Annotated in this window: 14 protein-coding genes and 1 other annotated feature; of the genes, 2 read left to right on the top strand and 12 right to left on the bottom strand. The window is 36.1% G+C overall.

Annotated elements, in window-relative coordinates; all coding sequences use genetic code 11:
- Positions 1-38: 38 nt before the first annotated feature.
- Positions 39-701 (top strand): Ltp family lipoprotein, encoded by a 663-nt coding sequence (locus IGJ24_RS09840; protein WP_002382705.1) that lies wholly within the window; start codon positions 39-41, stop codon positions 699-701.
- Positions 702-821: 120 nt separating this feature from the next.
- Positions 822-1,934 (top strand): SHOCT domain-containing protein, encoded by a 1,113-nt coding sequence (locus IGJ24_RS09845; RefSeq protein ID WP_129193714.1) that lies wholly within the window; start codon positions 822-824, stop codon positions 1,932-1,934.
- A gap of 24 nt (positions 1,935-1,958) precedes the next feature.
- Here the strand turns inward: IGJ24_RS09845 and IGJ24_RS09850 are convergent, their stop codons facing one another.
- From IGJ24_RS09850 to IGJ24_RS09905, 12 genes are all read right to left on the bottom strand, one after another.
- Positions 1,959-2,690 carry an HAD family hydrolase gene (locus tag IGJ24_RS09850; protein ID WP_002411088.1) on the bottom strand — a complete coding sequence of 244 codons (732 nt, stop codon included), beginning with the start codon at positions 2,688-2,690 and terminating at the stop codon, positions 1,959-1,961.
- 180 nt (positions 2,691-2,870) lie between these two features.
- Positions 2,871-4,264, bottom strand: a protein-coding gene (locus IGJ24_RS09855) for an IS3 family transposase (protein ID WP_104837045.1) whose coding sequence is annotated in 2 segments (ribosomal slippage) — positions 2,871-3,724 and positions 3,724-4,264 — 1,395 coding nt in all. Because the reading frame shifts where the segments join, the coding sequence is not laid out codon by codon here.
- A gap of 82 nt (positions 4,265-4,346) precedes the next feature.
- Positions 4,347-4,574: a hypothetical protein gene (locus IGJ24_RS09860; protein ID WP_002362220.1), complete on the bottom strand. Its 228-nt coding sequence runs from the start codon at positions 4,572-4,574 to the stop codon at positions 4,347-4,349.
- An 87-nt stretch (positions 4,575-4,661) separates the two neighbouring features.
- Entirely contained in the window at positions 4,662-5,312 is a 651-nt protein-coding gene (locus IGJ24_RS09865) for a diphthine--ammonia ligase (RefSeq protein ID WP_010825430.1), read from the bottom strand.
- A 763-nt stretch (positions 5,313-6,075) separates the two neighbouring features.
- Complete coding sequence (locus IGJ24_RS09870; RefSeq protein WP_289865644.1) at positions 6,076-6,876, bottom strand: phosphatidate cytidylyltransferase; 801 nt, start codon at positions 6,874-6,876, stop codon at positions 6,076-6,078.
- Positions 6,873-7,688: an isoprenyl transferase gene (locus IGJ24_RS09875; protein ID WP_002356646.1), complete on the bottom strand. Its 816-nt coding sequence runs from the start codon at positions 7,686-7,688 to the stop codon at positions 6,873-6,875. Before IGJ24_RS09875 ends, IGJ24_RS09870 begins: the two co-directional genes overlap by 4 nt.
- A 347-nt stretch (positions 7,689-8,035) precedes the next feature.
- Positions 8,036-8,854 carry a MetQ/NlpA family ABC transporter substrate-binding protein gene (locus tag IGJ24_RS09880; RefSeq protein ID WP_131750163.1) on the bottom strand — a complete coding sequence of 273 codons (819 nt, stop codon included), beginning with the start codon at positions 8,852-8,854 and terminating at the stop codon, positions 8,036-8,038.
- 14 nt (positions 8,855-8,868) lie between these two features.
- A complete protein-coding gene (locus IGJ24_RS09885; protein ID WP_002356640.1) occupies positions 8,869-9,555 on the bottom strand; it encodes a methionine ABC transporter permease in 687 nt (228 codons plus the stop codon).
- Positions 9,548-10,585 carry a methionine ABC transporter ATP-binding protein gene (locus IGJ24_RS09890; RefSeq protein WP_002364465.1) on the bottom strand — a complete coding sequence of 346 codons (1,038 nt, stop codon included), beginning with the start codon at positions 10,583-10,585 and terminating at the stop codon, positions 9,548-9,550. The genes IGJ24_RS09885 and IGJ24_RS09890 overlap by 8 nt, the downstream gene beginning before the upstream one ends.
- A 113-nt stretch (positions 10,586-10,698) precedes the next feature.
- Positions 10,699-10,946: a binding site (T-box leader), on the bottom strand.
- A 53-nt stretch (positions 10,947-10,999) separates the two neighbouring features.
- On the bottom strand, positions 11,000-11,314 hold the full coding sequence (locus tag IGJ24_RS09895; protein ID WP_011109554.1) for a glycine cleavage system protein H: 315 nt from the start codon (positions 11,312-11,314) through the stop codon (positions 11,000-11,002).
- Between the two features lie 5 nt (positions 11,315-11,319).
- The gene (locus IGJ24_RS09900; protein ID WP_289865643.1) at positions 11,320-11,679 is read right to left on the bottom strand and encodes an arsenate reductase family protein; all 360 of its coding nucleotides are present in this window, start codon (positions 11,677-11,679) and stop codon (positions 11,320-11,322) included.
- Positions 11,680-11,703: 24 nt separating this feature from the next.
- Entirely contained in the window at positions 11,704-12,891 is a 1,188-nt protein-coding gene (locus tag IGJ24_RS09905) for an FtsW/RodA/SpoVE family cell cycle protein (RefSeq protein WP_002367107.1), read from the bottom strand.
- Between the last annotated feature and the right edge of the window lie 222 nt (positions 12,892-13,113).

The following is a 13,113-nucleotide window of genomic DNA, read 5'->3' on the forward strand; positions in this document are numbered from 1 at the left end:
AGCGCTACAAAAAATAACAAGAAAGAGAGAGTTAGTGAATGAAAAAAAACATATCTGGTAATTCATCTATAAAAAAACCGTTTTATAAAAAAGTTTGGTTCTGGGTTGTTGTAGTTGTAGTTTTAGCCATTGGGGGCAGTGGCATGGGAAAAGAAGAGAAAAAAGCTACTTCTTCACCTACAAAAGAAACGAGTCAATCGACTAAAAATAGCTCCTCTTCAAGTAGTAAAGAAGTGAAAACTTCAACCTCTACGAAAGAAATCAAAACATCACAAAGTAAAGAAAATTCTTTCGTCTCTAAAGTAAAAGAAAAAATGTCTGAAGCAGCATCCGAAGCAGATAAAAAGAAAGCAGAAACACCAGAAACAAAACCTTCTGAAGAAGCGGCTCCTGATGTACCAAGAGAATACAAATCAGCATTAAAAAAAGCGCAATCATATGCAAAAATTATGTCTATGTCAAAAGCAGGTATTTATGATCAGCTGACATCTGAATATGGTGAGAAATTCACTCCTGAAGCTGGACAATACGCAATCGATCATTTAGAAGCCGATTGGAATGCCAATGCTTTGAAAAAAGCGAAAGATTATCAAGAAAATATGGATATGTCACCAGATGCAATTCGTGATCAATTAACATCTGAATATGGTGAAAAATTTACTCCTGAAGAAGCAGAATACGCTATTCAAAATTTAAACTAAATTTTGAATGACATCCCCTTCCATTAAAGCCCAATTTGGGCTTTTTATTTACCGTGGATTCTTGTTACTATGTTTTCTGAATGGTAAAATTAATTTATCTTAACAAAAAGGAGTCATCCCATGAAAAGTATGTGCGAATTGTGTGATCTTAATCCTGGTAAAATCATCACCTTTGATAATCACAGTATCTGTAAACATTGTGCAGAACATTTAGAATTAAAACCGAAAGAAATTAAAGATCGAACAATGGAAAGTATTATAAAACGTCAAGAAGAGATTATAAAAAAAGATCAAGCAATGCAAGCAAAGGGAAATTTATGTTATCTTTGCGAAGAGGAAACTGGTAAGTACTTTACGAGTGATTTTTATCGCGTAGGAAAAAGCTGTTTAAAAAAACTTAAAGTATCCACTTGGTCCGTTGATAAAAAAAGTTTAGCTGATTTACAACAAATACAAGAGTTAATAAACAAGCAGTCTGAAATCGCAAAAGCAAATGAAAAAAATGCTGAAGTTTATGGAAATCTATGTGCTCTTTGTCAGGATAATAAAGGAAAATATTTAACTTCAGATAATTACCAAATCTGTAAGAAATGTGCAGGTCAACTCGGTGTCCAGGGACAAGGATATACCCAAACTTGGACATTGACGGATTTAAGAAATGTCCAAGAAGACAACCGGCTGTTCAACCCTACAACAACTATTGCTGGCTCGATTGAATTCGATGAACCTGAAAAAAAATTCCGACTGGTTGGTTCATCAAAAATTTTGCCCGTAAGCATTATCGCTGATTACAAAATTTTAGAGAAAAAAAATACCCATTTCACAGAAGAAAACGTACCTTATGATCGCGTTAGTAGTGTCTATATTTTGATTAATCTAGATGATTTGCAACGTCCAACCATCACTATTTCCTTTTTAAAGACACTTAGTGAGCAAACTACTGAATTTGATCGTCAATTAGCGATCGATAGAGCCCGTTTCAACGCCGAACGAGCCCTTTCATCATTAGACACTATTGTTCGTCGAATAAAAGAAAAAGAAATACCAACTCCTATAAAGAGTGATAAAAACCAACCGATTGAAGCAAAGCTATTTGATTCACAAAAAAACTCATCTAGCGCTATTGAAGACGTAATGGCTGAGTTAAGAAATTTAAAACTGTTAGTTGATGAAGGAATTCTAACAGAAGAAGAATTTCAACAAAAGAAACGGCAATTGCTTCAATTAGATTAATAAAAAAAATCCTGAAAAGACTCGTCATCTTTTCAGGATTTTTTTCTTCTTGGTATTTTCCCATAATTCTTGATAAGGTATTTCATGGATATCACGAAAATAAGCTACTTCAAACTTTTCAAAATCAGTTGACTGGCAGTTGCCTGTTAAAACACCAATTCCTGCTTTGCCATGACAAGTTCCCATGAAAACATCCACGAGCGAATCCCCCACCATAATTACTTCTGTCGGCTTCAATTGACATGACTGACAAAAGGCTTGGAGCATGTCCGCATCTGGTTTCGGTAAGTAACGATCTCCTGTCGCAATAAAATCAAACATTTCTGTTAAACCAAGATATTCCATAATCAACATAGTCGCTGGCAAAGTATCTGAAGTTGCTAATCCAATTTTATAGTTCTTCCGTTTCAGCTCAAGAAATAACTGTTTTAAATCGCCAATTGGTTCAATCTTTTTCAGATTTTTTCGTAAATAATCATAAAAAAATTGCTCCAGCCATCGACTGCTGATTCCCTGTTCGACTAATTCCTCAAATTGCGCCAATTCCTGATACAGTTCCTGATAAAGGACTTCATCAAGTAAATGTTTTTGCAAAAAACGTTGCTCCTGAATAGCTAATATCTTTTTTATTTCTGCTGAATGATGAGGGGCTAACATACTTAGTGTTTCAAAACAAGCTTTCAAACCTGCTTGCCAAAGAGTGTCAAAACGAATACACGTACCATCTTTATCAAATAAAATTCCTCGATTTTCCATGAAAGAACACCTCAAAACGTTTGCTTTGCTTCCTATTTGTTTCTTCAAGTATACTAATCATTTATTTGATTTTGATATTCTTTTTGTATCATTTGTGTAAAAAAATATAAAAAAGCAACGAATTGTAGTGAGACCCGAAAGTTAGACCGAATACCGACTGGAGAAATCTGGTCGGTATTTTTATGCGACGAACCGTTTACGGAATTGAACGGGACTGCACCCTAGTTTTGTCTTTATTCGTTGATGATTATAATAATCAATCCATTCCTCAATTGCTTGTTCTAGTTCTTCGAAACTAGAATAAATAATGCCATGGTAGGTTTCTTGTTTTAGTAAACCAAAGAAATTCTCCATAGGAGAATTATCAAAACAATTGCCTTTTCGAGACATACTTTGAAAGATCTGGTGACTGGTTAATTGCTTTTTGTACTGCTTCATTTGGTACCCCCAACCTTGGTCAGAATGAAAAGTGCGCCGATATGGACAATCTTGCGTTTTATCAATGGCTTCTTTTTGTGCCTCAAGAATTGCTTTGGCATTCGGCTGTTTAGAAATACGGTAAGACAAGATTTCACCATTAAATAAATCAAGAAAAGGATCCAAATAGAGTTTTTTTATTTGAATCTTTCCACTTTGATCACGTTCATAATACTTAAATTCAGAGGTATCTGTTGTTAGCTTTTGATGGGGTACTGAAGTGTAGAAACGACGATGTAGACGGTTTTTTTCGCCATAGCCAACGGTTCCTTTGTAGGAATTATATTTTCTTGATTTACGAATAAATTTTGTCCCTTTTAGGCCAAGTTTACGCATAAGACGACGAATTTTTTTCTGGTTTACGTTCAATCCTTGTTCTTTTAAAGCTAATTGAATACGGCGATAGCCATAGTTTCCTTTGTTTTCGTCAAAAATTTTCTTAATCAGGGCTTCTAATTTTTGATTGGGATTTTTTCGCTCAAATCGCTTTTGCCAATACATATACGTCGCTTTAGGAAATTTGGTTGCTTCCAGTAAGATTGTTAATCGGAATTTTTTTCGGAGTTCGTGGATGATTCGGGCATCTCGTTCTTGAGTCGTTCCGGGATATTCATTCCTAAAGCGCGGAGCTTTTTTATGAAGGCTAGTTCCGCTCGCAATAGTTCATTTTCATGTTCTAATTCTTGTTCACGTGTTCGTGTTTTTTTCACCTGAACGGGTTTCTTTTTCTTTGACATAGAAGGTCTTCCTTTCTGTTTTGGTGAAAGCCCTTCTATGCCTGTTTCTAGAAATTTCTGGTGCCAAGCCAGGACTAAGGTATCGTTTGGCAGACCATATTTCAATGCGACAGTCAGATAAGAGTCACCACTCGTTAAATAATAGTGTATGACATCCCGCTTGAATTTGGAAGAGTAATGTTGGTAATTTACTCTTCGATGAAGTGCGTTAAATCCAAATTTTTCGACTGTTTTAACCCATTTACGAACAGTCGAAAGTGAAGCAATATCAAATTGATTCGCAAGTGTTCGATAACCTCCTGCGCCATTTTGATAAGCTTCTACTACTTTTTTCTTGAATGCATAATCGTATTTTGCCAATTTAAATACGCCTCCAAAGTTAGATTTTTTGGTCTAACTTTGGGGGCGCACTACAAATTTAGAAAAATTCGTTGCTTTTATATTAATCGATTACTTTTTTCACTTTGAATTCTTTTGTTTCAGCAGACGGTTCTGTTTGATCAGCTAATTCAAATAAAATATGGGTACCATTTTCTTCATCTTCAACGATAATCAGTTTTCCTGGAATCTTTCGAGTATCTTTCGCAATTTGGGCTTCTTTAATTAATTCTTTTTGATCTCTTTTTGAAGCAAGGGCATTTCCTAAATTAAAAAAGACAGTTTCTTCCATAATTAACCACTCACTTTCTCTACTTTTCTTAAGTTAATTATAGCATATCCCTAGAAAAAGTGGCAGCTTGTGTCCTTTTACTTTCATTTAAGCATCAATAATCAAGGAATAAGCATAAGGACTTTCATAAATTCCTGAAGCATAATAATTGAGCCTCTTTTTAAATAGCGGGCCGTCAATTACCAACGTATGGTACTCCCCGTTTTCTCCGCAAATATCTAATTGATGCTCTTTAAGGTACGTGATAAATGTTTCATCTAACGGTTCTCCTAAAAATTTTATTGGAATACCTGCCTCTTTGCTGACCGTTTTGATAATTGCTGTGTACCCTTTTGCCAAGAATTCTTTCACAAGTGCTTCGCGATTCTCCTGCCAAAGAGGTAATTGTGGCTCAAGCCCAGCACTTAATGCAACTTGGCGATCCCAAGCACCATTTTGTTCAATATCTATATCGCCAAAACAAACCGTTTCTGCACCTAATTTTTTGGTTTCCTGCAGTGCCTCAACCACTTTTTCTGTGTAATTTGTTTCATTGTTATGTGATATAACAAGTGGTAAATCTAACGCTTCGGCTGCTGCTTCTAAGACGGAGATTGGTATGCCGTGAAACCAAGAACGATTAATTTCATCACTTAATGTTGTCACTAACGCAACTGGCTGATTTCCTGCTTGTACCAATCGATTCATCGCCAATAAACAATCTTTACCAGAGCTATAACTTAAACAAAATTTTTTCATAAACGTTCCCTCTTTTCTCTATGACTATACCTCAAAACAATATATCCGTATACATATTTATTATTTAAGTATAACTAATACTGAATAGTTATTTGAATCAAAACATGGTATAAAATAGAGGTAAAGCAAGCTTTATTCACTTCTTTATATCTCTTTTCAACGGATGATCAGCTGGCGGAAACCAGCTGATCTTTTTTTCAAAAAACACAGCTATCTTTTGCAGTTTTCTTTTCCTCATGTTATAAAGAGATAGTAGGAAGCATTTATTCACTTCTTTACAAATCTATCTTAATCTTAGACAGTCGGCGGAAAACGGCTGTCTATTTATCTGGAAAAATTATGAACTCGTCAGCTAGTGGTCAGTTGACGAGTTTTATGTTATAATAATTAGAACACGAAAAATATTTTTAAACGAACCATTCAATTGTTTTGATGATTTTATTCAAAACTGGCGTGTCTAGAGAGATACAAGGATGTATTAGAGGTAGGGAATACATCGCTTAAATGAAAAATACTTGAATACTAGAAATAGTCTGATCCAACTTTAAAATAATAATATTGATTCGTTAGATAGCCTTCTCTTTAAAGAGAAGGCTATTGTCAATTAAAGAGTAAAACCACCGTATGTTTAAAATTAAACTTATCTCAAACATACCCTGTCAGTGTTTCACGCATTATCTCAATAAACAGCAAAAATCCAGAAGAGTCTCTCTTCTGGATTTTTGCTTATTTGACGATACTTTTTTAAATTTTGTTAATCAATTTAAAATAATCCACATAAGTGCATAATTGGGAAAACAAATAATAAACTATCAAAACGATCTAAAATACCACCATGTCCTGGCAAGATGTTACCAGAGTCTTTCACGCCATAATGACGTTTGATAGAAGATTCAACCAAATCACCGAATTGCCCTACTATAGAAAATAGAACCGTCAATACGAGCATCACCGGCATTGGATAAGGAAATAGCCCTTTATTAGCTGTGAAAACTAAAAACAACGCTGCTACAACCACGGCTGATAAAATACCACCAAATGCACCTTCTATTGTCTTGTTGGGTGAAACATCTGGCATCAATTTATGACGACCAAATCGGCGTCCAAATAGATATGCACCAATATCCGTTGCCCAGACAATGAATAAAGCAAATAACAAGACTTCAAAACCTGCGGAACGGGCACTAATAAAGTTCTGGAACCCCATCCCTACATATAAACTGACAATAACTGGAAAGCCAGCTTCTTCAATCGTATATGTATTTTTAGAAATCACCGAAGCACCTAACAACAACATTACAGTGACATAAAATAAAATGAAATTTGTTTGCATTTCCGGCAAAAAGTTTAACCATTTAATTGTCGGGATAACTAAAAAAACGGCCCCTAATGCTGATAAAACACCTTCAAAACTTAATAACGTTAATCCTTTCATACGGAATAACTCGTACACGCCGACTACTGCCAAAGCAACAGCGGCAATCTCAATTGCAAAACCACCATACCAGATAATTGGAATAAAGATGATTAATGCGACGATAGCTGTGATGACACGTTGTCTCACTGCGGATCGCTCCCTTCTGTTTCTGTAGTTTCTTTTAGACCTCCAAAACGACGATTACGATTTTGGAAAGAAGCAATCGCGGTTTCTAAAGTGTCCCCTGAAAAATCAGGCCATAATGCTTTTGTAAAAAACAACTCGCTATAAGCAATTTGCCATAGCAAGAAATTACTAATTCTCTCTTCCCCACTTGTTCGAATCAACAATTCTGGATCACGAAGTTCCGTGGGTAAAAAGCCAGTCATTAAGTGATCTGCGATCGTTTCTTCTGTAATCTCATCTGCCGTATATGTTTTTTCTGAAACCTCTGCAGCAATCTGTTTCATGGCAGTTAGTAGCTCCGCACGCGCCCCATAATTTAAAGCAAAGTTCAAAACCATGCCCGTATTGTCCTTGGTTTGCTCAATGGCCCGCTTAACAGCATCTTGCGTATGGCTTGGTAGAAACTCTTGGTAGCCCATTACATTGACTTTAACATTTTCCTTAATTAATTCAGGCACGAATGTATCAAAAAAATCAACAGGCAATTGCATTAAGAAATTGACTTCATCTGTTGGTCTCTTCCAATTTTCCGTTGAAAATGCATAAAGTGTTAAAACTTTAACGCCTAAATGACTAGCATGCTTCGTTATTTTTTTAACCGTATCCATGCCTTCTTTATGTCCAGCAATTCTCGGCAGTCTTCTATTCTGTGCCCACCGTCCATTTCCGTCCATAATAATGGCAATGTGCTGCGGAATTTGGCCTTCTTTATCAAAGGCGTACTGGCTTGCTTCTTCTACATATTTATTTTTTTGCGGAAAAAAACGTAACATCTTTTTCCCTCCATTCCAAAAAATCTATCTTAATTATTATAACAATAACTAATGCAAATGCCTATGCATAGTCCCTGAATTTTCCTGATAATTAAGAAATTCCTTGTAACTTTATCATTTATGGTCCTTTTTTAAAAGAAAAAAACTTAGACTTGGCAGGTAAATCAACATGATGTATCTGTCTAGCCCTAAAATTTTAAATAAACAACGGGACAGGAGCAGCTTCTTCGGAAATAAGCTGAACGTCCTTGAGAGACAAAAAGCATCTTTCAGAACTTTCTTCTTATTTCTTGAAGCTTAACACGCCTGTCCCGACCTCAAGTTTTTATTCTATTGTCATTTTCTTTTTATTCATTGACTGGAACAATGGCACCGTTCCATTTTTTCGTAATCCAATCTTGGACTTCTTTGCTACGTAACACTTTGACTAATTTTTTTACATTTTCATTGTTTTCGTCTTCTTTACGAACCGCAATAATATTGGCATAAGGTGAACTTTCTTTTTCTAAGGCAATCGCATCTTTTTTCGGATTTAATCCTTGATCCACGGCAAAGTTTGAGTTAATTAAAACCGCAGCCCCTTCTTCATTGTCATAAAGAGTGGTCATAATTGCTGGATCACTTTCATGATTGAATTTCAACTTTTTAGTATTTTTATCAATATCATCGAAAGTAGCAGTTGTCCGGTCTACCCCTTCTTTCAGCGTGATTAAACCAGCATCTTCTAAGATAGTTAATACGCGTGGCCAATCTGAAACGGAAGAGCTAACGTAAATCGTTGAACCATCAGGAATTTCTTGTAACGATTTGTATTTTTTCGAGTAAAGCCCAACTGGTTCTAAATGAATCGCACCTGCATTCGCAAAGTCATAATCATTTTCTTTAACCGCTTCATTAAAGAACGGCACATGTTGGAAATAGTTGGCATCGATATCGCCACTTTCCAACGCCTTGTTAGGTAGCACGTAATCTGTATAAGTCGTCACTTCTAGTTTTACGCCTTCTTTTTCTAATAAAGGTTTTACATGTTCTAAAATCTCTGCATGCGGAACCGGTGAAGCTCCAACTTTCAAGACCGAGTCATCACTCTTTTTATTGCCGCAAGCCCCTAAAACTAAGACAACTACTGCTACAGTAATTACTGACCATAATGTACGTTTTTTCATCTTATTCCCTCCATTTATCGTTTATCTATTTTTTTAGCGACTGTATCCCCAAGCCATTGAATCGCAAAGACAATAATTAAGATACAAATCGTTGCTACTAAGGTAACTGTATTTTGACCACGTTGGAAGCCATCTTGATACGCCAAACTTCCTAAACCGCCCGCTCCAATAGCAGCTGCCATTGCAGTATAGCCCACTAAAGAAATGGTTGTAACGGTTAAGCCAGAAACAAGCGCTGGCAGACTTTCTGGTAATAGAACTTTCCAAATTATTTGGAAACGATTGGCCCCCATTGCTTTGGCTGCTTCAATCACGCCTTTATCGACTTCACGAAAAGCAATTTCGACCATGCGAGCATAAAAAGGTGCTGCGGAAATAATCAATGCTGGTAAGGAGCCTTTGACACCAGACATACTCCCTAAAATAATTTTTGTAAAAGGAATTAACAGAACGATTAAGATAATAAACGGAATCGAACGGAAAATATTTACAAAAATGGCCACTAGCCAATACAGTAATCGGCTCAAAATCCCTTTTCTGCCTGACGTTTCAAAAAGTAGTAGTCCTAAAATCAGCCCTAAAATGGCGACCACTATGATTGAAATCCCTGTCATATAGAGTGTTTCAATCGTTTTTTCTTGTAGTTTACTTATATCAATTTGCGAAAAATCAAAGAAACTTGCTAAGCCACGATTATTCATTTCCAATCACCTCTGTTTCTACACGAAGTTTACGTAATCCTTCAATGGCTGCTAGAATATTTTGCTCTTCGCCTAATAATTGAATATAAAGAGAACCCACTGCACCCTGCTTTGTTTGCTGAATGTTCCCTTGAATAATACTGACTTCTACTTGATATTCTTGGACAATATGCGAGATAATTGGCAATTTCGCTTGTTCGCCGTGGAAAAGTAGGCGAACAATTTTTCCATTCGGATATTGTTCCAACATTTCTTCAACAACCAGTTCCGTTTCTTCAATGTTTTTATCCGCTTCTTGTTGGATAAAGCGTTTCGCAATTTCTGTTTGAGGCTTTTTGAAAATATCGATTACTTTACCTTCTTCAACAATTTCACCATATTCCATCACGGCTACGCGATTACAGATTTTACGAATCACGTGCATTTCATGGGTAATTAATACAACCGTTAAATTTAATTCTTGGTTGATTTTTAGTAGTAATTCTAGCACTTCATCGGTTGTCTGCGGATCCAAAGCACTCGTTGCTTCATCACAAAGCAAAATATCAGGATTGTTAGCTAAGGCACGGGCAATCCCCACTCGTTGCTTTTGCCCACCAGAGAGTTGACTTGGGTAGGCATTTTCCCGTCCTTCTAAACCAACCAACTTAATTAACTCTTCTGCGCGGCTTTTCCGATTTTGTTTTGGAACACCAGCAATTTCCAATGGGAGCATGATATTTTCTAGGACCGTCCGTGACCATAATAAATTAAAATGTTGAAAGATCATCCCAATTTTTTTACGGAAGTTTCGTAGTTCTTTATTTGGCAGCAATGCAATATCTTGTCCTTGAATTTCTACTTCACCTTCTGTAGGTGTTTCAAGCCCATTCAATAGGCGAACCAACGTACTTTTTCCTGCACCTGAATAGCCAATAATGCCATAAATATCACCTGATTCAACCGTTAAATCAATATCTTTTAAAGCTGTGACTTTACCCGCTTTACCGGAAAACTCTTTTTTTACATGACGTAATTCAATTAATGCCATTTTGTTCTCCTCTTCTTTCTATTCTACTTTCTTATTTTGAAGGTTTCTCACTTTTTATGAAACGAATTTGCTTAATAAAAACAAAAAAACTTCCATCCTTTTGCTATTACAGCAAAAAGGACGAAAGTTTGTCATTTCGTGATACCACCTTAATTCGCTATTATTTCTCAATAATAACCTCATACGGTACTTGATTCTTCGCATACCGTTGGCTGTAACGGGCGCCCCGTAGTAAGTTCACTGCTTCGCTCACTTACTCTGCTCAAAGACCATCTTCCATCTTAAATCTGTTACCCATTCTCAGCAAACAGGGCTCTCTTCAAACGTCCTTAACATGTACTCTTCTTTTCAAAGCTTTCTTTTGATTAGATTGAGAAAATTATAGCAATAAACATTGGCCTTGTCAACGTAAGACTAAAGATTTTCAAATTCTGTTGGTTCAACATCTGCTAAAACAGCAATCCAGGCATTTTCTTCATCTAATGCACTTGGCTCTTGATCAGCCGCTTCATTAATCGCAACTACCTTACCAGATAATGGACTACTGAATTCACTGACTGCTTTTTCTGCTTCTAATTCAATTAAAGAGTCACCTTTAGCTAATGTTTGTCCGACTTTTGGAAACGTTGCAAAAGTAATCTTTCCTAAATCCTCTTGGGCTTCGGCGGTTAAACCAATTTTATAACCTGCTTCTGTTGGTAAGATCCATAATTGATCAATTTGTTTCATTTCACTCATTTTCCAAGCACTCCTTCGTAATCTGCTTCTTTAAAACCATTCGTTAGAAATGTATTGTCTTTTAAGAGAATTGGACGCTTAATCAACATGCCATCCGCAGCTAAGCGCTGACTTGCTTCTTCAATAGAAAAACTGTCAACAAGATCTTTTAAGCCTTGTTCTCTATATAAAACCCCACTTGTGTTAAAAAAACGACGAACAGGCAAGCCGGTTTCTTTCATCCATTTTGATAGTTGTTCACTACTAGGCGGTGTTGTTTTAATATCAATTGCTTGGTATTTAACGCCTTGTTGGTCTAACCACGCTTTCGCTTTTTTACAAGTTGAGCATTTAGGATATTCATAAAGTGTGTACATTTCTACCCCTTCTTTCTTCTTTCTTTAACGACCACTTCTGGTACGAACCGTTTCTTGTTGGTAACGCATGGACATAATTAAGCCCACCCCAATCATGTTACCTAAAATGGAAGAACCACCTTGACTAATAAACGGTAATGGAATCCCAGTTAATGGTAGTAAACCAATATTCGCTCCAATGTTTTCAAAAACATGGAACAAAATCATCATGATAATTCCTGTGGCAATGTAGGCATAGAATTCATTATTTGTATCAAAACAAACGCGAATCATGCGGTAGATTAAAATAAAATACAACAAAATAATGAAACAGCCACCAATAAAGCCAAAGTTTTCACCAACAACTGTAAAAATCATATCTGACTCACGAACAGGGACATACACATCACTCACGTTAAAGCCTTTTCCGAAAAGGCCCCCAGAACCAATTGCTGTTAATGCTAGCGCTGGTTGGAATGAGCGATCTGGATCTGTATGGAAAGGATTTAGCCATAAATCAATCCGATCAAATTGATAAGCTTTAATGCCAATTTTAGACAATAAGTCTCTTCCTGTTTCTGTTGTTACCAAGTAGATGGTTCCAGCTCCGACTAGAGCAGCTATGATAAAGGCGGGCACAATAATTTTCCAAGTAATGCCAGACATTAAGAAAACTCCCCCAAAAATGGCTAAGAAAACTAACATCGTCCCGAAGTCTTTTTGTAAAAGTACTAAAACAATTACCGGAATCGCGACTAATAGCATTTTAGCGATTAGCCAAAAGTCGCTTTTGAGTGTTCGGTCCACATATTTAACATTATGCATGGTCACTATATAGGCCAACATCAAAATAAACGCAATCTTCATCAATTCCGATGGTTGGAATGTGGTGCCACCAAAGCGAATCCAGTTTTTAGAACCTGTTTGCTCTGCTAGCACGGGATCATAGAATTTCAGTAGTAATCCCATTAATACTAATCCAAGTGCATAAAAAACGGGCGTTAACCGCCAGAGTAATTTTGAGCTAAAATGCATAATAATGACAATACTTAATCCTCCGACTAAATACCACAGTCCTTGTTTCATTAACAAGCTACCAATTTTAGGTTTGCTTGGATCATTGTAAAGCGCTACGTAAAGCGATAGCATACCAATTAGTGATAAAAGAAAAACTGGTAATATCACGCCGTAATCAATTCGACTATCTAAATTTGTTTTCTCTTTTCTATTCATTCGTCATCCCTTTTCCTTTGTTCATACGTTTTTTATTATATCTTTCTCACAGAAGAAAAGAAAGGAATTCTACTATATTTGAGAAAAACTTTAGAGAATTGGTCCTTCACTAGCAATTTTTTCTTTTTCTTCAATCCTATTTGGCTTTTATTTAAAATTTTTCACATCAGTGATAATGAGAAAGTTTACTATAAACATTTAGTACCAAAAAACGGTCGCAAC

Source organism: Enterococcus sp. DIV0546 (assembly GCF_051712785.1).
Classification (GTDB): domain Bacteria; phylum Bacillota; class Bacilli; order Lactobacillales; family Enterococcaceae; genus Enterococcus; species Enterococcus faecalis.

Coding starts and splice junctions, on each gene's coding strand:
- IGJ24_RS09840 (WP_002382705.1), top strand. CDS start 39: ATGAAAAAAAACATATCTGGTAATTCATCTATAAAAAAACCGTTTTAT.
- IGJ24_RS09845 (WP_129193714.1), top strand. CDS start 822: ATGAAAAGTATGTGCGAATTGTGTGATCTTAATCCTGGTAAAATCATC.
- IGJ24_RS09850 (WP_002411088.1), bottom strand. CDS start 2,690: ATGGAAAATCGAGGAATTTTATTTGATAAAGATGGTACGTGTATTCGT.
- IGJ24_RS09860 (WP_002362220.1), bottom strand. CDS start 4,574: ATGGAAGAAACTGTCTTTTTTAATTTAGGAAATGCCCTTGCTTCAAAA.
- IGJ24_RS09865 (WP_010825430.1), bottom strand. CDS start 5,312: ATGAAAAAATTTTGTTTAAGTTATAGCTCTGGTAAAGATTGTTTATTG.
- IGJ24_RS09875 (WP_002356646.1), bottom strand. CDS start 7,688: ATGTTACGTTTTTTTCCGCAAAAAAATAAATATGTAGAAGAAGCAAGC.
- IGJ24_RS09880 (WP_131750163.1), bottom strand. CDS start 8,854: ATGAAAAAACGTACATTATGGTCAGTAATTACTGTAGCAGTAGTTGTC.
- IGJ24_RS09885 (WP_002356640.1), bottom strand. CDS start 9,555: ATGAATAATCGTGGCTTAGCAAGTTTCTTTGATTTTTCGCAAATTGAT.
- IGJ24_RS09890 (WP_002364465.1), bottom strand. CDS start 10,585: ATGGCATTAATTGAATTACGTCATGTAAAAAAAGAGTTTTCCGGTAAA.
- IGJ24_RS09895 (WP_011109554.1), bottom strand. CDS start 11,314: ATGAAACAAATTGATCAATTATGGATCTTACCAACAGAAGCAGGTTAT.
- IGJ24_RS09900 (WP_289865643.1), bottom strand. CDS start 11,679: ATGTACACACTTTATGAATATCCTAAATGCTCAACTTGTAAAAAAGCG.
- IGJ24_RS09905 (WP_002367107.1), bottom strand. CDS start 12,891: ATGAATAGAAAAGAGAAAACAAATTTAGATAGTCGAATTGATTACGGC.